Source organism: Acinetobacter sp. S54, assembly GCF_016624945.1.
Taxonomy (GTDB): domain Bacteria; phylum Pseudomonadota; class Gammaproteobacteria; order Pseudomonadales; family Moraxellaceae; genus Acinetobacter.
This window is the reverse complement of sequence record NZ_JACVUI010000001.1, coordinates 542,177-562,113: the sequence shown is the minus strand read 5'-3', so window position 1 is coordinate 562,113 and position 19,937 is coordinate 542,177. Positions and strand designations below refer to the sequence as shown.

Below are 19,937 nucleotides of genomic sequence, written 5' to 3'. Positions count from 1 at the left end.
ATTAAAACAAATGAATGCACATGTCCAATATCAGGTTGATCCTGTGGTGCGTACCCAACTGGATTTTAAACTGGAAGAAATTCCTCGCTTTTGGTTTGCAGGTGATCCTTTTCGTACTCGCGTTTTTGATGCCCTCAGTCTAACGTTTCCTGATGGCGAACGTTATTTTATCGAGTGTGTTCGTCTATTTCGGGATAAGATTCAGGAGCCTGAGTTACAAGCACGTGTAGCCGACTTTATTAAACAGGAAGCCCAGCATGGGATTGCGCATGACAAGATGAACCAACTCATGAAAGAGCAAGGCATGCCTGTCGAACAATTCACCACCATGCTTAAAAAGATTTTTCGCTTTGAACTCACCAAACGTTCTCCTCAATACAATATCGCCATGACTGCGGCAGCGGAACATTTAACTGCGCTAATGGCAGAAACTTTTTATAGCAAAAAAGAAACGTTGAAAGACGTTCATCCTTATGTTCGTGCTTTACTGGCATGGCATTCTATTGAAGAAATGGAACATCGCGACGTGGCTTTTGATGTAATGCAACAAGTCGGTGAAGTTCCCGAAGCCACACGTAAATTTGCGTTAGCAATCACAACTGCTTTAATGCTTGGTTTTACCTTGTATCGTGCCAATGTGATGTTACGCTGTGACGGTTTTGATGGCCGTCAACGTTTGCAACTATTTCGTAAAGGCTTGCCGTGGTTTCTGGGACCTAAGGGAATTTTAACCGCTATGAAAAAGGAATATCTAGACTGGTATAAATCTGACTTCCATCCAAGTCAGCATCCGGTTATTCACCAATACGATGTATGGGTCAAAACCTATCAGGAAACTAAAGATCCTATTTTAGCTGGTCAGGCATTCTGGGAAGCAGGCCACTAAATCACCTTCAAGTCATTGATATAAAATAATATAATAAATTTTATATCATTGACTTATCTATAAATCAGCATCAAAAAACACCAAAATATTAAACATCTATAGATTCACTCTAGTTTCTAAGGACATAACATTTTCCTTAAATGATATTAATTAAACCACTTAATCTATGCTTTATTCATCTTTCATAAATTAGAACTTAGGGCTAATCGCCATGGCTTTTCCTTTTTCTGGTCAAATCCAACTTCCCCATAAGTTGATGAATTTGATTGACCACTCGCGACTCAACCACAGCCAACCTTTCGACCCTGACACTGAAGTTCACACACCACGAGGCAAATATACCTGTGTTCATTATGGAATGATGTTTCCAAATTTATCAGCACCATTTAATTTTTTAAATTTTCTGATTGTGGTAGGACAACCAAAAATTAAATTATTTAAAAATACCCATTTGATTAAGACTTCAGCCATCAACACAGCAAATGTTTTAGTCGGTACAGCTGTAGGCACACCGGATCATTTTAATGGCTATAGTGTGCAACATGATTGTGAGCTCATAAGTAATGGCTCCTCATTACGCTTTGCAAATGACCTCCTAATTGAAGGCAAATATCCCTTGTTTCATGCAAAACGTGAAGGTCATGATTTTAATTTTGATCTAAAAATTGAAGCTACAGATAAAGTTGCCAATTTTGTTGAGTTGGTTGGGGGCATGTATCAGCACTGGTCTTTATTATGTCAATACGAAGGTTTTCTTGATTATAAAGGCAAAAAAACTAAAGTTCAGGGACTCTGCACGTATGAATATGCTAGAGGCATAAATGTTAATTTGCCCATGCAGTTTTTTACCTATCAAATTATTAACATTGATGAAAATACACAAGTCCTTTTGGTCGAAGTGCTCGGTTCATTGAATAGCGTAATTCAAAAGCGAGTTTATCTACGTTCGCTCGATGACTACGGCGATATCTATGAGGAGGGTTTTAACCTTACTGTACAAGAATTTGAGCCGAATCGTTTAACCACACCCAATGGTTTAAGTATGAGATTGCCCCAGCAGTTTTCATGGACAGTCAATGATAATCATGGCGTCCCGCTCATCACTATTGAAGGTCGATCCAATCAGGATTTTCAATATGGCATGGCGGGTGGTTATGCAGGCAGTTATCAATACCAAGGTACATTCAAAGGGAAAGCCATAGAAGGCACAGGTTATATTGAATGGTTAGATATTCGTGAATCCTAAATATTTTAGACCTTACTCCTGTGAGCAAGGTCTTTTCAACTTTACCATTTGGCGTAATGCTGCTCCAGTAAAGCATACTCATGATTTAGGTAAATGACTTCATCTTGTTCTAACTGAATCTGTCCAGTTAGCTTGGCTTGCCATTGACTAAACTGGCTACCGACCATTCTGAGATTAATATTCTCATAACGTCGCCAGCCAGTTTCTACTTTTAGCTGCAATTTTTCATCCAGAGAGCGAATCTGCCAGTGATTTTCCTGTACACGTTCAAACAAGACATCTGCTAGTGGATAAAGGCGGCCATTGACCCATAGACAGTTTTCATTACCAAAACTTTCATTAACACCAGATGCCAAATTAATGCCGATACGACGTCCCTGCACATCCCAGAAATTACAGGATAACCAGAACCACGCTGTCTCTGGTCGTAAAAAACCACAAGTATCATCCAAAGCAGCAAAGGTTTTATCATTAAACTCCATAAGTTGATTTTGTTTATTGATAAAATACCCTTCAACCGCCAAGGTGGTTTTCTTTTGGGTGTAAGTCCAACCATTAATACCATTGGGTGAGCATAAACTTAAAGGCTCTGTTCCTGCACAAAAAATTCGCGCACTCAGTTTAATTTCACCGTATTTCGTGACACGTACATAGCGCACGCCATTGGCATGTTGCATTTCAATTTCAAATGGTGATTTATAAAAATAGCTTTGATTAAACTGTGGCTGTTCATCCACATGGGTTTTACGTGCCAAAGGTTGAATAGCATTCCATTCTAGTACTTGCTGGTTAACATGGTCATAGATATAGACAAAACCATGCCCTGCCCAACCAATATCCGCAATCGCTAAACCAATAGAATAATGTTCATGCTGAATACTACAAAATTTAAATTTTTTATATTTCAGTTTACGCCGCCAGCCTTTTTCTATCTTGCCAAAAGGCGACTGATAGACATAACGATTCAGACTAATCGCACTGGGTATTTCCTTAAAACGACCATAACGTGGTTGACCACTTTCTTGTATTAAATCCATTTAACCAATCCATTTTAAATCAGGATGCACGTGCAAATTTTACACAATTTTTACTTATAGATGAAAAACATATCGTGAATTTGATTTCATTTTTTTAAATTAGAGGATTCAAGCCAGCGTAATATAGGTATTTTCCCACTCATTTGCAGCAAAGTTACCTTCTACTAAATGAATATAACGCCCATGAATACAATCAATTGCGAGACAATCATCGACATCAATAATCCGATCGGTATGTGCTTTTTGCCATTTCTTGTCTATATAGGCTTTACCACGTTGTTTGGCAATGGTCGAATCTGGCGCAACGACCAAAACATATCGATGTAATTCACCAAATTCACGTGCATCGTAGCCACCAAGATTAATTAAATATAGCTTTTGCTCATGCGTAGATGGTGCGGCATGAGATAAATGAACTTGATAACATACATCGCCTGATTCTATTCCTCGTACTTTCATCCACGCATCGATATGCAGCCCTTTTAATTCACCAAACCATGCTTGTTTTAGTTGAGGAGTGATTTCATCCAGTGATGATCCGATGGCAAATACCACATCATGGACTTCTGTATTTGCTCGGACATGACGACCACCCAACATGACAACAAATAAATTTGACATTTTTATCCTCTTTTATTTAAGAAAAAGGCCACCTGATGGGCAGCCTAAATCTTTAAAATGAATAGGGTGAATATTACATTTCAACCATTTCAACACCATCTACGCGTGCAACCGTCATCAAGTCTTTATCGCCACGACCCGACACTGTCGCAATAATAATTTGATCTTTAGACAGAGTAGGTGCAAGTTTTGTGACATAGGCCATTGCATGTGAACTTTCTAACGCAGGAATAATTCCTTCAATCTGAGTCAAATCGCGAAAACCTTGCAATGCTTCATCATCGTTGATTGGCACATATTGCACACGATTCATATCTTTTAAGAAACTATGTTCAGGTCCAACACCGGGATAGTCCAGACCGGCAGAAATACTATGAGTTTCTATAATCTGACCCTGTGCATCACTCATCAGATAAGTACGGTTACCATGTAATACACCCACATGACCCGCATTCAATGGCGCTGAATGTTTACCCGTTTCAACCCCATAACCCGCTGCTTCAACGCCATACATTTTGACATTTTGGTCATTCAGGAATGGATAAAATAAGCCCATTGCGTTGGAACCACCACCGACACAAGCAACTAAAGCATCGGGTAAACGACCAGCCTGTTCCTGAATCTGCTGACGTGCTTCTCGACCAATAATGGACTGAAAGTCACGTACCAATTGTGGATATGGATGCGGCCCAGCCACGGTTCCAATAACATAATAGGTACTGTCAACATTGGTCACCCAGTCACGCATCGCTTCGTTCATGGCATCTTTCAGAGTTTTTGAACCGCTTTGCACTGGTACTACGGTTGCCCCTAACAAACGCATGCGGTATACATTCATGGCCTGACGTTTTACATCTTCAGCGCCCATGTAAACTACACATTCCATACCCAAACGTGCTGCAATTGTTGCTGTCGCTACACCATGCTGACCTGCGCCAGTTTCCGCGATAATACGTTTTTTACCAGACAGTTTAGCCAGTAAAGCCTGCCCAATAGTATTGTTCACTTTATGAGAACCTGTATGATTTAAGTCCTCACGTTTTAAATAGATTTGTGCACCGCCCAAGTGATTAGACCATCGCTCAGCATGATATAGCGGACTAGGACGTCCGACATAAAAAGCCAGATCACGGTCGAATTCTGCCAGAAATTGCTCGTCATTTTTCATGCGGTTATACAGGCTTTCTAAATCTTCCAAAGCCGCCATGAGCGTTTCTGACACAAAACGTCCGCCATGAATACCAAAATGCCCACGAGCATCTGGATATTGCGTATAGTCAACTATGTGACCGTTTTGACTAGCGTTTTGCTGATCCACGTTGGACTCCTTGCATAAATCGTTCTATAAGTTGTTGGTCTTTTACACCTTTGGCAGATTCTACACCACCACTAACATCTACAGCATAAGCATGCGTTGTTTCAATTGCCTCAACGACATTTTCAGAGGTTAATCCCCCTGCTAAAATCAGAGGAATATCCATTTGGGGAAACTTCGACCAATCAAATTGATGACCCGTTCCACCCTTAAGTTCAGGATGCCATGCATCCAACAAAATTGCACTTGCACCTGCAGCCTGATAACGCTGAATTTCGACCACGACATCCAGATCAGGCTTGACCTGAATAGCTTTATACCAGCGACGCTTGCATACTCGTGCAATGTGCTGACATTGCTCAGGTGTTTCATCACCATGTAGTTGTATGACATCTAATGCCACACGATCAAGTATAGCCTGAATATCCTCCGCACTGGCATTGACAAATAAACCCACCACTTGAATATAGGGTGGAATATTTTCAATAAGTTGCTGGGCTTGCTCTGGACTTACATAACGTGGACTAGGTGGAAAAAATACAAAGCCTATGGCATCAGCACCAGCTTGAACCACCGATAAAACATCTTGGGAACGGGTAATACCGCAAATTTTTGCGCGCGTCCGCATAGGGATAAGGCTCTTTGTTTGCCTGATCTATAGCCATCTATAAATCATAAATAAACTATTGTAATGCAATTTAGACTCGTTGCGTGAAAACTTAGCATGAATAGATCGTATTCAGATTGTTTAATTCACAGCCAGACTTTATACTTCGCCCAAATGGCAACAAGTCAAAGCAATCGCTATAGGGAAGTTGGTGAAACTCCAGCACTGCCCCCGCAACGGTAACGATGTAAAGCATATTTTTTAAGCTGATTTGAGCTTAACACCACTGCATGATGTTATGTGGGAAGGTGAATATGTGAATACTTATGTATAACATTGAAGTCCGGAGACCTGCTTGTTGCATCCGCTAACTCAATCATTCACGAGGGGTGAATGTATGGAGCAAATCATGTCTATTTCTTTACAGCCTACGCGTTTAGTAGGTGCAATCGCTATTGCGATGGGGTTTTCATCTATTGCATTTGCCGATGAAACAACAAACGCCACAAAACTTGATCCAATTGTCGTAACTGCTTCTAAAAGTGAAGAGAAGGTCAGTGAAGTACCTGCACGTATTTCTATCATTGAACCTCAAATACTCGAACAATCTCCGATTGCATCTTTACCAGATCTATTGATGAGCGAAGCTGCCATTAATATGGTGCAAAGTGGCGGTTATGGACAAACTGCATCAATTTTTTTACGTGGCGGGAATTCAAACCAAACTCTTATTTTACGAGATGGAGTTCGCTTAAACTCTGCTACTTCGGGAACGGCATCTTTGCCTTTTATCGATACGACAGATATTAAGCAAATTGAAGTCTTAAAAGGACCTGCTTCTGTACTCTATGGTTCTGATGCAATCTCAGGTGTTGTTCAGCTTATTTCAAAAACTCCAGAAAAAAATGCAGGATTTGTAACCGCAGAAATAGGTGAAAATAAAACTTATAAATCTGTCATCGGGGCAGATTTAGCAGAAAATGGTTTTTATACGCAAGTACGCGGTCAACGTCTTGAAACTGACGGAACGCCTGTTAAAGACAGCGCCAATGCAGCGGATGCTTCTTATGACCAAAAAGGTTTTAGTACCAAAATTGGTGTAGACAAAGAGAACTATGCTGCTTCTGTTGATTATAGCCAAAATGAAGGTAACAGTGCTTATGACAACTATGGCAGCTTGGTCAATCAAGATTTTAAAAATGAAGTCATTAATTTAAAAGGTAAAGTAAAATTGCTCGAGAATATCGAGTTAAATGCACGTTTATCTCAGTTTAAGGATGATATTAACCAAAAAGATCCTAACTATCTCAACAGTTATGACTTTGTTCATAGTAAAACTCAAGAAGCAGAACTTTATGGGAAATGGGACTTTACCGCCCATCAAAATATCCTATTAGGAGTAACCCATCGCAATATTGATGGTGATGTGCTCTCTTATGGGACACCATATAGCGAAGATATTGATTCAACAGGGTATTATATCCAACACCAATATAATCAAGCTGGTTTAAATACCCAAGTGGGTTTACGGGTTGAAGATAATGAAAAATTTGGAACCCACACAGTTGCTCAAGGTGCGATTCGCTATCAACTATTTCCGCTTACTAGCGTGTATGCAAATATTGGTTCAGCCTTTAAAGCACCGACTTTAAATGACATGTATGCCTACGGCGGTAATCCTGAGTTAAAACCAGAGGAAAGTATTTCTTATGAAATTGGGGTTGACCAAAAACTAGCCTACAATATTTCTACAGGCCTATCACTCTATACCACTCAAGTCGATGATTTAATTAACTATAGTGGAAGTCAAATGGAGAACGTAGACAAAGCTAAAATGGAAGGTGGTGAAGCCTATATCAAATGGCAAGGCGAACATCTTTATGCAAATCTAGGTTATAACTATGTTCGCGCCAAAGATGATAACACTCATGAAGACTTGAGCCGTCGTCCACGTCAGAATGTTAGTCTAACTACTGGCTGGCAAGATGAACATTATGGTTTCTCGACGACTTTGATGGCAAATGGTTCTTATGACAATAGCGCCTATGATGATGTAAAAGTTCCAGGTCACTTACGCATTGATATGCACGGTCATTACAACATTAACCAGAATGTTCAAGTATTCGCCAATATTCAAAATATTGGAGATACAAACTATCGCACAGCCTATGGTAGCGGTAGTTACTACATCAATGGTGGTCGTCTTGCATCAGCAGGTGTAACCTTATCTTACTAAACAAAAGTTTATAAAGATATTTCAAATTATGTAGTTTTAAGGATAATGTTCTTGACCGACATTATCCTTTTTTAAAGGCCAAGATAAGGAAATATTATGGGACACCGTTTAAGTAAAATTTATACCCGCACTGGCGATGCAGGCACTACAGGCTTAGGTGACGGTTCTCGCGTTTCTAAAGATGATTTACGCATTGCAGCATTAGGCGATGTTGATGAACTCAATGCTATTTTAGGTGTACTGCGGGCGCAAATTGCAGACTCTAAATGCACTGAAAAAGCAAAGTGGGAAAAACATTTAAGTCTTATTCAACATTGGCTATTTGATTTAGGCGGTGAAGTTTGCATTCCCAACTATACGCTATTAGAAGATGCCAGCATCGAATATCTGGAAAAAAGTATTGACCAGATGAATGAACAACTTCCAATGCTTAAAGAGTTTATCTTACCATCCGGTAGTCTGGCGTGTAGTTATGCACATCAAGCCCGGGCTGTTTGTCGTCGCGCAGAACGCAGTTTGATTACTGTCCAACAGCGCGACCAAAATATCCAAGCGACGTCATTACAATTACTGAATCGCTTATCGGATTGGCTATTTGTAGCCTCTCGCACCTTACAATACGAAAGTGGTGGTTCGGAAGTACTTTGGCAACGTAATATTAATGATACGATTTAAGGCTTAAGATCAAAACTCAATCTTGCAGGTAGGTTCAACTATGCAAATCATTGGTCATCGTGGCGCACGTGGCGAAGCACCTGAAAATACACTTGGAGGTTTTCAATACTTAAGGGATTTAGGCGTTCGTGCTGTCGAGTTTGATATCCGTCAACGACATAACGGTCAGCTTGTGGTGATCCATGATGATAATTTTTTACGTACTACTGGTACTTCTGGCTCTGTGTATGAAGAAAACCTTGACCTACAACACTATGATCATCGTGAAAACTGGCAAAACTGGACCCAAGCTGAATATACTCCCACGCTTGCACAGGTTTTAAACCTTTTAAATGACTTTAATCATATCGAACTAGAAGTAAAAGCAGTAAATGATCAGGCAGATGCAGACAAACTGACTCATGCCTTAGCTGAGCACCTAAACGGTCTTGAGACACAAGTCACCATCACCAGTTTTGATACAAAAATTTTACATTCCCTACAACAGCAAAAAAGTGTCTTCAAACGTGGATTATTGATTGAAGAAGATATAAAAGCGAAGACGATTGAAATAGCGCAACAACTAGGATGCTGTCATATTGGCTGGATGGATCAATTAGCAACCCCAGACATGCTTCAACTTTCGCATCAGGCAAAATTAAATATTAGTGTATGGACGGTAAATCATGTAGAACGTGCCAAACAACTAAGAGATGAAGGCGTACAAGGCTTAATTACCGATTATCCGACATTAATGTTGGAGCAGCTTTAACCTAGTCAAAGCAACTCAAACATAACCCTCGATACAGACTGATTATTTTACTTTTTTTGTGCTTGCAATAAAATCTGCCCACTTTGATCCAGAAATACCATCGCATTGCCTTGTAGTCTAAACCGTTTGACTCGTTGCAAAGCATCAATCAATTCAGCTTCCTGTGCCAGCGCACCATCACAACTTTGATGCCCCGCTCGTACATCCAAATCTAACTGCTGTAAGCTGAGGTTGTAAGTATAATGACCAAAAATAGCGTTACATCCTGTATTTCCTTGCACAGTTTGTATGGCCGAATTGAGAGTTAAAAAAGGCATTTGATTAAAAAATTTAGCACGTTTCTGCTGAACTGTCGTAATCTGCCAAACCACATCCTGTATGCCATCATTGCTTTTACGCATAGGCTGTGGCAAAGCTTGTTTAGGAGATTGCATATTGACCGCCTGTTTAGCGTTCGTTTTTTGTACGGGTGCTGTTGCACTTTGACATGCTGCTAAACTCAAAAGCAGACTTAAAAACAGTAAATGCTGTAAAGATTTTCTCACAAAATGCCTACCCTATTTATTGCATCGTTTATCTTTCATAAACATGATGGATCTTGCGATAAAATCAATAAATACATTGTTGAATTCTGTTACTGTTTTGATCAATACACTTGTACAATATTGCTAGTGAACATGTGTTCGCTCATGTTAATATGTTGAATTCGTAGCCCGTCATGTTCGTTATAGTTTCAGGGCCAGATTGTATTATTCTTAACCTTTTATACAAAGGTTTCCAGGAGCGCTGATGGAGATGAATACTCCCGCAACTCAAGCCCCAATCAACTGGATTGCAATTTTTGCTTTAGTTTTTTTACCTATTGTCGCGATCATTGCGATCCCACTTTATGCTTATCACCATGATTTTAGTTTAGCATCATGGATTAGCATGTTTGTGCTATTAGGTATGAGCAGTCTAGGTATTACCGCTGGTTATCATCGCCTATGGGCACATCGTGCTTATGAGGCAACATTACCTTTAAAAATTATCCTGATGATTATGGGAACCTTTGCGGTTCAAAATAGTATCCTTTTCTGGGCGTCAGGACACCGTACCCATCATCGTCATGTCGATGATATCGAAAAAGATCCCTACTCCATCAAAAAAGGCTTTTGGTACGCACATCTGGGCTGGATGTTACGCGACTATCCGGCAGCGGAACCTGATTTTAAAAATGCACCCGATTTGCTCAATGACAAATTGGTCATGTTCCAGCATAAATATTACATTGCGCTGGTCATTGCTGTTCATGTTGTAATTCTAGGCGCTGTAGGCTGGGCTGTGGGTGATATTTGGGGCGTAATGTTACTGGGTGGATTAGTTCGCTTAATTTTAAGCCATCACGTGACATTCTTCATTAACTCACTCTGTCATATGTGGGGCAAACGTCCTTATACTGACGAAAACACGGCACGGGATAATTTCTGGCTGGCAATTGCTACTTGGGGTGAGGGCTATCATAACTATCATCACATCTTCCAGTACGATTATCGTAATGGCGTGAAATGGTGGCAATATGATCCAACCAAATGGCTAATCTGGTCATGTTCAAAACTGGGCTTAGCAAAAAATCTACGCCGTATTCCAAGCTTTAATATTCAAAAGGCTGAATTGGCAATGCGTTTCAAATATGCGGAGCAGGACTTAGCCATTTATGGTCATGATGTTAATACCGATCTTGCCCAAATGAAACAGCGTATTGCTCAAGAATATGAAGCATTTACTCATACCTTGAATGACTGGGCCAAACTCAAGGAACAGGAATTACACGCCAAAAAAGCAGCGATGGCAGAAAAGATTCATCAGATTGATCATAAGCTCAAAGTCGATTTTCAGTTGCTTGAACATCGTTTAAGCCACCACCGTGAATGTCTGGAAACATTAATGCGTAATGTAAAAAAACGCAATCCTGTTTCTGAATAATCACTAGGCTTAGATGCTGAACCAAATTACAGCATCTTTTCTACAGTCATAAAGAAGCCCATCTATTTGAGATGGGCTTCTTTGTTTTTAATAGTTTCAATCCGCCCTAAATTTAATTCCCTTGTACCAAGCGGCGCGCACTGATAATTCCTGGTTGTTGTTCCAAACGCGCCAATAACCGTGACAATTGAGCCAACCCTTTGACTTCAATCAACAATTTCATATTGGCGATGCCATCAGCTTCTGAAATGGTATTAACCTGACGAATGTTAATCTGATCTGAAAAAATCACTTGTGTCAGATCTTTAAGCAGACCACGACGATCATAAGCATCAATCACGATCTGAACACTCTGACCACGTGTAGGTTGCATTTCCCAATCGGCTTCAACAGCTCGCTCTGGTTCATTTTTGATCATACGTTGATAATCTGGGCAACCAATCTTATGAATACTTACCCCGCGATTCAGCGTAATATAGCCTCCAATCGACTCACCATGTACAGGCTGACAGCACTGAGCGATATGCAATTCAACATTATCCAAACCATCAATCAAAATACCATGTGCAGACAGAGTATGACTGGCGCGAGGATTCAAGGTCGGTTTAAGTACCAGTTCAGGTTCGTCATTATCCAGATGCATTTGACGATTAACCTGATTAATTAGCGCATGCAGACTGATATCACCGCTGACCAATGCAACCAATATGTCATCACCTGTTTTCAGATTAAAATGTGATGAATAATCATTGAGATCAATACTTTTTGGGTGAATCGCCAGACGTGACAATTCTTTATTTAGAATTTCACGGCCAACTTCCAGATTTTTACTACGATCCTGTTGTCTAAACCAATGGCGTAACTTATCGCGAGCACGAGCAGTTTTGATATAACCCAGAGAGTTCACCAACCAGTCACGATTCGGCTCACGATCTTTTTTGGTTAAAATTTCAACTTGCTCACCCGTTTTTAATGCATAAGTAAGGGGCACATAACGTTGATTGACACGTGCTGCATAGCATTTGTTCCCGACTTCGGTATGCACATGATAAGCAAAGTCCAGCACGGTAGAACCACGTGGTAATTCTTTAATATCACCATCACGGCTAAAAACATAAATTTTTTCAAAATCTTCAAAGTTCTGAAGATCTTCTAAATTCTCTGATTCATCTTCATTTTTATGGACATTACTTTCATTACGCTCTTGATAATGTTCAAGAACTGCTCTTAGAGAATGTAGACGATGATTGAAAGAGTGGTCTGTTGTTTTAGAACCCTCTTTGTAGTTAAAGTGCGAACAAACGCCAAGCTCTGCCTCTTGATGCATCTCATAAGTACGAATTTGTACTTCCAGTGATTTATTTTCAGCAATCACGGCGGTATGCAAAGACCGATAACCATTGGCTTTAGGATTGGTAATATAATCATCAAACTGATGAGGAATATGTCGCCAGATTTGATGAACAATGCCTAAGGAATGATAACATTCAGGAATAGTTTTAACTAAAACACGTAAAGCACGAATATCATACAATTGATCGAAACTCAGATTTTTACTCTTCATTTTTCGATAAATTGAATAAATATGTTTTACCCGACCTGTAATTTCCGACTCAATGCCATGTTCACTTAACTCAGTCTTGAGTTGATCAATCACAAATTGAATATATTGCTCACGCTCAAGTCGTTTCTCATTCAGCAAAGAAGCAATTTCTTTATAACGATCTGGAGCCAAATAACGGAAAGCTAAATCTTCAAGTTCCCATTTAAGCTGGGCAATTCCAAGACGATGCGCCAAAGGAGAATAAATAGTCAGAATCTCGCGCGCGACACGTTCCTGACGCTCCCGCGATGACGTCGCAAGCTCTCGTAATGCCAAAGTACGTTCGGCAAGTTTAATCAGCACAACTCGAACATCTTCTGTTACTGAAATCAGCATTTTATAAATGCCACTTAAATGTTCGCGCTGATTATTATTAAAGTGATCTTCGAGTCGTTTGTTCTTCTCAATTAGTTCAGACAGTTTACCCATCGCCAAAGTGCCTTTGACGAGATTATAAACTTGATCTCCAAATTTCTTCTGGATTTCTTCCAGTGTAATGACATTTTCACGGACACAACGATATAGCATAGCTGCACATAAGGTATCTTCATCGACATGTAAATGTGCCAGAATATCCGCCATTCCAATCCCCGTTGAGAAGGTATTGGAAGAATGATTAACATTTAAAGCCAGCTCTTTTTGTAAAATAAGATAGGCAATATTTTCAAGCTTTTTCAGCTCTGCACCGTCTAAAATTTCACGAACGCGATCTAGCCATGTAGCTAATTCACGTTGTGCTTCTTCGGCATGTTCTCCAGTCGTTTCCTCTGACAGCTCTGTAAGCCGTTCAGGTAACTGTTCACGTACTGTGACCATACCATTCTCCTATGGTGATACTCATTTTTAATCGTTTATCTCTTTAATTTTTTCAAATAAAGCAATCGATTCGACATGTCCCGTATGTGTAAACATGTCCATCACCCCTGCTTTTTTTAATTGATAACCATGCTCTGCCAATACACTTGCATCCCTTGCCAGTGTTGCTGGATTACATGATACATAAACGATTCTTTTTGCTCCAAAGTTCGGGATATATTGCATAACTTCATATGCACCCGCACGTGGAGGGTCTATCAATAATGCATCAAATCCGAGGTTTGCCCAAGAATGATGCGAAAAATCTTTTGTTAAATCTTGTGAATAGAACTCGACATGCGAAATATGATTACGTCTCGCATTCTCTGTTCCGCGCTGAACCATTTCCTCACTACCCTCTACGCCCACGACACGACCCGTTGCTCCTACACAACGCGCCAGCGGCAAGGTAAAGTTGCCCAAGCCACAGAATAAATCGAGCACCTGCTCACCCTGTTTTAGTTGTAGCAATTCACATGCCAATTGTACCATCTGCTGGTTTACACTTGGGTTAACTTGCGTAAAATCAAGTGGCGAAAACGCAAAATTTAAATCAAATTTAGGCAAACTATAATGCAGACGCATCTCAGCTTGTGGAGGATCAATTCGTTCTAAACTTCCCGCAAAACTTTTTGGCTGCAAATAAAGCTGCCAGCCTTTCTGTTTAACAAAATCAAGTAGTAAACCCTTATCCTTACCTACCAAAGGCTCAATATGACGAACCAACAATGCAATATCAGTGTCGCCCTTGGCCAATTCTATATGACCGATATTGGCTTTGCCTTTTAGACTTTGGAGTAATTGCTTTAATTCAGGTAAGGCATCTGCTAGCTGCATTTCAAGGATTGGACAAGTCGTAATAGGGGTTAAACGATTACTCTGATGTTCACGAAAACCCATTATCAACTGTTTTTTTGCAGGCAGATAACGCACCCCTATACGGGCACGATGCCGATAATCCTGTCGTGTTGAACGTAAAGGTAGCAGCCACTCAGTCGCATCTAAACCAGCAAAATGTTGCAAATGCGACTTCAATACAGTCTGTTTTAACTGAATTTGTTCGTCAGGATGCATATGTTGCATGCTACATCCCCCACAACGGCCATAATGCGGGCAAATCGGTGGGACACGTAATGAAGAAGGTTCACTCAGTAACTCAACCAGCTCCCCTTCTTCCAGTCGCTTGGTCTCATGGGTAATTTTAGCTCGGACTGTTTCACCCGGTAAGGCATAACGAATGAAGACTTTCTTGCCAGTTTTGACCTGAGGATGTTCAGCAGCAGTTCCAAAATGTGCAATACCACGCCCCTCATGCGATAGGGATTCCACCTGAAAAGTATAAACAGGGGGCTGAACAAAAGGTTTGGCGGCGTGTTTCAAGAGAGAACCTAATCGTGTGATGTATCGTGAAATTTTGGTGAAAAATAATGTTGAGTGAATGGAGTGTGTTGACTGGTCTGTTGCCAAACCTGTAAAAACTCAGTATGTGAAGGGTTTTGCTGTAAGTAATGAATTGTCGACTGAATCCACTGCTCGTGCTCCTGAGGCTGTAATTGGCCTTTAAGCAATAACCAGCGTAAATAAATCAGCCACGTATTCAGCACATCCCCTTCACAATAACTGGTGAGTTTTAACCATTTTTCATTTTGTACATAGGTCGGAATCTGATAACCAGATTCTCCTCGCTTTCCTGGGAACCCGAACAAGCAAGCGATATCATCCAGCTTTTGAAAATTTCGCCCGTTGAACATTGCCATGACATCCATGACATCAATGTGCCGATGATGGTAACGGTTCTGGTAGTTATTATAACGCTTTTGCGTATCTAACTCACCCTGATCAAATAAACTTGGTGCGGATAAACCGTGATACATAGCGCGAAATAAAATTACAGGCAAATCGAACTGTGAACCATTCCAACTGACTAGGGTTGGATGACGCTTATCAAAAATTGATAAAAACCTGACTAAGATTTCAGCTTCAGAATACTGTTCCTGACTAAAAGAGAATAATCTTAAACCGTGCTCATCAATCCATAAACCTGAGATACAAACAATTTCATGCAAAGGCAACCGCTGAAAATCCATGCCCGATTCCTGACGGCGGATTTTGGTAAGTGCTTGTTCCAAATCTTCATCCGGCAAGTCCAGATGATACAAATGCGCCCCCGCCTTTAAATCAGTCAAGGTTTCGATATCAAAAACCAGCGTTGGAAAGCGCATAATATTCTCTAAAATGTTTAGTCAGGATCTTGCACAGAAAATAGACCTGTTGATAAATAACGGTCACCGCGGTCACAGATAATGCAGACAATCACTGCATCAGGTTGTTCTTCGGCAATTTTTAAAGATGCCCAAACTGCACCACCTGAAGATGTTCCTGCGCTGATACCTTCCTCACGTGCCAGACGGCGCATGGTTTTTTCTGCTTCAATCTGAGGAATATCAATAATCCGGTCAACACGTGAAGCATCAAAAATAGTAGGTAAATATTCCTTCGGCCAGCGACGAATCCCTGCAATACTGGAACCTTCAGACGGCTGTAAGCCTACGATTTGAATCTCTGGGTTTTGCTCTTTTAAGTATTTGGATACGCCCATAATAGTACCCGTCGTGCCCATTGAACTGACAAAATGGGTAATTTTTCCACCTGTTTGTTGCCAAATTTCTGGCCCAGTCGTTAAATAATGTGCTTCGACATTATCAGGATTCCCAAACTGATTCAGGACTAAACCTTGACCGTCTTTTTCCATTTGCAAAGCAAGATCGCGCGCCTCTTCCATGTTTTCGGACTCAATCAGTTCAGCGCCGTAAGCATACATGGCATCTTTACGCTCCTGACTTGAGTTTGCAGGCATAATCAATTTCATTTTATAGCCGCGCATGGCTGCCACCATTGCTAATGCAATGCCTGTATTGCCACTAGTGGCTTCAATTAAGGTATCACCCGGTTTAATCTGCCCCCGTTTTTCTGCCTGCATAATCATGTTATAAGCGGGACGGTCTTTGACAGAACCTGCGGGATTATTGCCTTCTAGTTTTGCCAATACTGTCGTTCGACTATTTTTGGTTAGACGCTGTAAACGAACCATAGGCGTTTTACCTACATAGTGATCCAGTAAAAATTCATCGGCAAAAAAATTAGGTTCAGTACTACTCATGATCTACACCCAAATCGAGGTGCGGCTATTGTATGAAAAAATGACCTTCCCTGCACCCATTTCACAGGCTTTTTCTTGAAAATGCTTAAAGCCTCATCAGTTTGTTACAAAGCGTGTTAATATGCCGTTCAACGAGATAGATCTGATCGGGCTATGTCAAATTTTAATAAAAAACTCACCAAACGCTTACACCTCAATCACGCCTATGGTCAGTTGATTGCATTGATCTTTGTTCCGATCATGGTCTTAACAAGCGTCGGCACGGTGTTGGTACTCAATGAAACCAATATGGCCGCCAAGTCACAACAACGACATGCAGCCACAGCATTGCTGACACGCTATCAGCATACTTCTGAAAATTTATTAAAAGTGGTCGAACTGCGCCCCGATCAATACGATCATGCACAGTCGATTATGCAAAGCATGTTTACCGAACGCAATTTACAACGTGCCGCCATTCTAGATAATCAGGGTCAGGTCTATTTAAGTATTGGTTATCGTGATACCCGCTTTTGGCCAAGCATTCCAGATTCAGTATTTTTTGGCCCCATCTCACACAATCACAATAGTATTTATGGCCTCCATTTGCAAAGTAGTCACAATACACCTACATGGCTCGTGGTTGAAATGGATAATCAACCCCTACAATTGGCACGTTATCGGGTGTTTACAGTTCTGGTGATTACTGGCCTGATCACCTTGCTATTGTTATTGTTGTGTCTAAATTTTTACTCACGACGCTGGATTGCTCCGATGTATGAAATTCGGATGCAACTGCAACGTTTAAACGCGGATACCCTTGATCAACACATGATTATCAACAGTACAGGCGAATTGCGTCTGTTACAGCGTGATATTGCCAATATGGTTAAGCGTTTGCATTTTAGCTTTCTTGAGCTCAAAGAACATACCGAGCAAACAGAAGACGATTTAAGACGCACACTAGATACACTTGAAGTCCAAAATATTACCTATCGTCAAGCACGTGACCAAGCGATTTCAGCCAATCAGGCCAAATCTGTTTTCCTTGCCAATATTAGTCATGAATTGCGAACTCCACTAAACAGTATCGATGGCTTTATTCATTTGATGCTAAGACAGCAAAACCTGAGTAATGAACAAAGTCTTTACTTACAGACCATCCGTAAATCATCTGCACATTTATTGGCTTTGATTAATGATGTGCTGGACTTTTCTAAAATTGATGCCGGCAAACTAGAATTAGAAACGGCTTCATTTGATCTGGAAGAAGCGATTTTTGATGTGATGGATATGTTGTCGCCATTGGCCTCGCAGAAGCATATCGATATGGCATTTTATTTCGATGATCAAATTCCACCGCATGTCATTGGCGACGTATTACGTTTTAAACAAATTCTCACTAATCTGATTTCCAATGCCATTAAGTTTACACCTGACGGCGAAATTATTGTCCGCGTACGGTTGGAGCACGATGATATTGGGCAATGCCTCATTCATTTTAGCGTTCAGGACAGTGGTATCGGTTTAAGCGGAACGGATCGTAAGAAACTATTTGAATCTTTCTCTCAAGGCGATGCGTCAGTGACTCGTCAATTTGGTGGCACGGGGTTGGGACTAGCAATTTCTAAACAGCTTGTCCATCTGATGCATGGACAGATTGGGTTTGAAGACAATCAAGAACGTGCACCAACTGAAAAAGGGTCAACCTTTTGGTTTACCGCCTCATTTCAGGTGGATGAAGATCATCAAATTACGCATCCTCAATTTAAACATCTACATGTCGTGTCTTTTCTCGCCCACCCCGCGACCGCGAATATTTTACGTCACTATCTTGAAAACTATCAGGTCCAACATACTGAAGCACAATCGATTCTGGACTTATTCAGTCGTCTAAATAGTCTTAAATTTGCAGAGAATACCTGGCTAATCGTCGACCACAGCGGAGATACTGAGGCCTTACTCAAAGAAATTCGTAGCCGTTATACAGGAAATCTGGCGGTATATGGCTATCAAATGGCACTTGAACCCAACATGCTGCATGAATATCGTGCTAGACCGCTGTACCAACCTCTAAGCCGTGCTGCTCTGATTCAGCTTCTAAGTAATCAGCCTATATTTGAGCCTCAGCATGAGCAGTTTAATGGTCAGGGCTTGCATGTTTTAGCCGTGGATGACCATTTACCCAACTTAATTGTACTTGAAGCCTTGCTAGGTGAACTTAATGTTAAAACCACCAAGGCACTCAGTGGTCAGGAAGCACTCAATATTATTGAAAACCGTTTGGAACGCGATGAAAAACCCTTTGATATTGTATTTATGGATATTCAAATGCCTGTTATGTCAGGAATTGATACCACGCGCGCCATTCGGTCACTAGAATCCACATTAGACGGGAAAATGCGTCTCCCCATCATTGCTTTAACTGCGCATGCTTTGTCCGATGAAAAACAGAAATTATTAAAAGTAGGGATGGATGATTACGTCACCAAACCAATTCAAATAGAACAGATTATTCAAATTCTGAATGAATGGACCAAGAATAATTTTACCAGTAATACCAAACCTGAAAACATTATTTTAATGGATGCACTTGATCCCACAATTCTGGATTGGCAACAAAGTTTACAGCTAGCAGCCAATAAGGAGGATCTGGCACAGGATTTACTTAGAATGTTGGTGGATAGCTTCGATAATGAACTCAATGAAATGCAACAACTTATTGAACTTGAAGACTTCCCACAACTCGAACATGTGCTACATCGGTTATATGGTGCTACTCGATATGTGGGCACTCCTAAATTGCAACATGTGACGGGTGATTTTGAACAATTCGTCTCTATGCTCAGGAAAGAACGCCGTCGCGCCGATGAGGCTTTTATTCAGGAAGTTATAAATCGTTTTGAAGAACTTCAACTTAGTATTCGTGAAGTCGAAAGTGCAGCCCAGCAAATACTGAATACACCTTCTTAACACAAGGATATTCTCACGTGACTGGGCT

Annotated in this window: 16 protein-coding genes and 1 riboswitch; of the genes, 7 read left to right on the top strand and 9 right to left on the bottom strand. The window is 40.7% G+C overall.

Going from position 1 to position 19,937, the window contains the following annotated elements:
* Positions 1–10: 10 nt before the first annotated feature.
* The gene (locus IAE20_RS02510; RefSeq protein ID WP_200481493.1) at positions 11–886 is read left to right on the top strand and encodes a metal-dependent hydrolase; all 876 of its coding nucleotides are present in this window, start codon (positions 11–13) and stop codon (positions 884–886) included.
* 211 nt (positions 887–1,097) lie between these two features.
* On the top strand, positions 1,098–2,132 hold the full coding sequence (locus IAE20_RS02505) for a DUF6670 family protein (protein WP_200481494.1): 1,035 nt from the start codon (positions 1,098–1,100) through the stop codon (positions 2,130–2,132).
* Positions 2,133–2,173: 41 nt separating this feature from the next.
* On the opposite strand, the gene IAE20_RS02500 is transcribed toward IAE20_RS02505, so the two are convergent.
* From IAE20_RS02500 to IAE20_RS02485, 4 genes are all read right to left on the bottom strand, one after another.
* A complete protein-coding gene (locus IAE20_RS02500) occupies positions 2,174–3,169 on the bottom strand; it encodes a DUF2804 domain-containing protein (protein ID WP_200481495.1) in 996 nt (331 codons plus the stop codon).
* A gap of 108 nt (positions 3,170–3,277) precedes the next feature.
* Positions 3,278–3,790: a DUF1543 domain-containing protein gene (locus IAE20_RS02495; protein ID WP_200481496.1), complete on the bottom strand. Its 513-nt coding sequence runs from the start codon at positions 3,788–3,790 to the stop codon at positions 3,278–3,280.
* A 73-nt stretch (positions 3,791–3,863) separates the two neighbouring features.
* A complete protein-coding gene (trpB, locus tag IAE20_RS02490; RefSeq protein ID WP_200481497.1) occupies positions 3,864–5,108 on the bottom strand; it encodes a tryptophan synthase subunit beta in 1,245 nt (414 codons plus the stop codon).
* The gene (locus IAE20_RS02485) at positions 5,089–5,733 is read right to left on the bottom strand and encodes a phosphoribosylanthranilate isomerase (protein ID WP_200459336.1); all 645 of its coding nucleotides are present in this window, start codon (positions 5,731–5,733) and stop codon (positions 5,089–5,091) included. The genes trpB and IAE20_RS02485 overlap by 20 nt, the downstream gene beginning before the upstream one ends.
* A 144-nt stretch (positions 5,734–5,877) precedes the next feature.
* A riboswitch (cobalamin riboswitch) is annotated at positions 5,878–6,086 on the top strand.
* 35 nt (positions 6,087–6,121) lie between these two features.
* On the opposite strand from IAE20_RS02485, the gene IAE20_RS02480 reads away from it, so the two are divergent.
* From IAE20_RS02480 to IAE20_RS02470, 3 genes are all read left to right on the top strand, one after another.
* A complete protein-coding gene (locus IAE20_RS02480) occupies positions 6,122–7,948 on the top strand; it encodes a TonB-dependent receptor plug domain-containing protein (protein WP_200481498.1) in 1,827 nt (608 codons plus the stop codon).
* Positions 7,949–8,044: 96 nt separating this feature from the next.
* The gene (locus IAE20_RS02475; RefSeq protein WP_200459334.1) at positions 8,045–8,623 is read left to right on the top strand and encodes a cob(I)yrinic acid a,c-diamide adenosyltransferase; all 579 of its coding nucleotides are present in this window, start codon (positions 8,045–8,047) and stop codon (positions 8,621–8,623) included.
* A gap of 40 nt (positions 8,624–8,663) precedes the next feature.
* Positions 8,664–9,374, top strand: coding sequence for a glycerophosphodiester phosphodiesterase (locus tag IAE20_RS02470; RefSeq protein WP_200481499.1), 711 nt, complete (start codon positions 8,664–8,666; stop codon positions 9,372–9,374).
* A 47-nt stretch (positions 9,375–9,421) separates the two neighbouring features.
* Here the strand turns inward: IAE20_RS02470 and IAE20_RS02465 are convergent, their stop codons facing one another.
* Positions 9,422–9,919, bottom strand: a complete 498-nt coding sequence (locus IAE20_RS02465) for an META domain-containing protein (protein ID WP_200481500.1) — start codon at positions 9,917–9,919, stop codon at positions 9,422–9,424.
* A gap of 250 nt (positions 9,920–10,169) precedes the next feature.
* On the opposite strand from IAE20_RS02465, the gene IAE20_RS02460 reads away from it, so the two are divergent.
* The gene (locus tag IAE20_RS02460) at positions 10,170–11,339 is read left to right on the top strand and encodes an acyl-CoA desaturase (protein ID WP_200481501.1); all 1,170 of its coding nucleotides are present in this window, start codon (positions 10,170–10,172) and stop codon (positions 11,337–11,339) included.
* Positions 11,340–11,451: 112 nt separating this feature from the next.
* Here IAE20_RS02460 and IAE20_RS02455 read toward each other — a convergent pair whose 3' ends face one another.
* Genes IAE20_RS02455 through cysM form a run of 4 tightly spaced genes read right to left on the bottom strand, consistent with a single transcriptional unit; the run spans position 11,452 to position 16,957 of the window.
* A complete protein-coding gene (locus IAE20_RS02455; RefSeq protein WP_200459330.1) occupies positions 11,452–13,758 on the bottom strand; it encodes a RelA/SpoT family protein in 2,307 nt (768 codons plus the stop codon).
* A 27-nt stretch (positions 13,759–13,785) separates the two neighbouring features.
* Positions 13,786–15,177 carry a 23S rRNA (uracil(1939)-C(5))-methyltransferase RlmD gene (gene rlmD, locus IAE20_RS02450; protein WP_200481502.1) on the bottom strand — a complete coding sequence of 464 codons (1,392 nt, stop codon included), beginning with the start codon at positions 15,175–15,177 and terminating at the stop codon, positions 13,786–13,788.
* A gap of 8 nt (positions 15,178–15,185) precedes the next feature.
* Complete coding sequence (locus tag IAE20_RS02445; protein WP_200481503.1) at positions 15,186–16,019, bottom strand: 3'-5' exonuclease; 834 nt, start codon at positions 16,017–16,019, stop codon at positions 15,186–15,188.
* Positions 16,020–16,036: 17 nt separating this feature from the next.
* Entirely contained in the window at positions 16,037–16,957 is a 921-nt protein-coding gene (cysM, locus tag IAE20_RS02440) for a cysteine synthase CysM (RefSeq protein WP_200481504.1), read from the bottom strand.
* Between the two features lie 153 nt (positions 16,958–17,110).
* Here cysM and IAE20_RS02435 point away from each other — a divergent pair, with 153 nt between their 5' ends.
* Positions 17,111–19,909 (top strand): ATP-binding protein, encoded by a 2,799-nt coding sequence (locus IAE20_RS02435; protein WP_200481505.1) that lies wholly within the window; start codon positions 17,111–17,113, stop codon positions 19,907–19,909.
* The last annotated feature ends 28 nt before the right edge of the window (positions 19,910–19,937 follow it).

Coding starts and splice junctions, on each gene's coding strand:
- IAE20_RS02475 (WP_200459334.1), top strand. CDS start 8,045: ATGGGACACCGTTTAAGTAAAATTTATACCCGCACTGGCGATGCAGGC.
- IAE20_RS02470 (WP_200481499.1), top strand. CDS start 8,664: ATGCAAATCATTGGTCATCGTGGCGCACGTGGCGAAGCACCTGAAAAT.
- IAE20_RS02445 (WP_200481503.1), bottom strand. CDS start 16,019: ATGCGCTTTCCAACGCTGGTTTTTGATATCGAAACCTTGACTGATTTA.
- IAE20_RS02495 (WP_200481496.1), bottom strand. CDS start 3,790: ATGTCAAATTTATTTGTTGTCATGTTGGGTGGTCGTCATGTCCGAGCA.
- IAE20_RS02505 (WP_200481494.1), top strand. CDS start 1,098: ATGGCTTTTCCTTTTTCTGGTCAAATCCAACTTCCCCATAAGTTGATG.
- IAE20_RS02460 (WP_200481501.1), top strand. CDS start 10,170: ATGAATACTCCCGCAACTCAAGCCCCAATCAACTGGATTGCAATTTTT.
- IAE20_RS02485 (WP_200459336.1), bottom strand. CDS start 5,733: ATGCGGACGCGCGCAAAAATTTGCGGTATTACCCGTTCCCAAGATGTT.
- IAE20_RS02500 (WP_200481495.1), bottom strand. CDS start 3,169: ATGGATTTAATACAAGAAAGTGGTCAACCACGTTATGGTCGTTTTAAG.
- IAE20_RS02455 (WP_200459330.1), bottom strand. CDS start 13,758: ATGGTCACAGTACGTGAACAGTTACCTGAACGGCTTACAGAGCTGTCA.
- cysM (WP_200481504.1), bottom strand. CDS start 16,957: ATGAGTAGTACTGAACCTAATTTTTTTGCCGATGAATTTTTACTGGAT.
- IAE20_RS02480 (WP_200481498.1), top strand. CDS start 6,122: ATGTCTATTTCTTTACAGCCTACGCGTTTAGTAGGTGCAATCGCTATT.
- IAE20_RS02435 (WP_200481505.1), top strand. CDS start 17,111: ATGTCAAATTTTAATAAAAAACTCACCAAACGCTTACACCTCAATCAC.
- IAE20_RS02510 (WP_200481493.1), top strand. CDS start 11: ATGAATGCACATGTCCAATATCAGGTTGATCCTGTGGTGCGTACCCAA.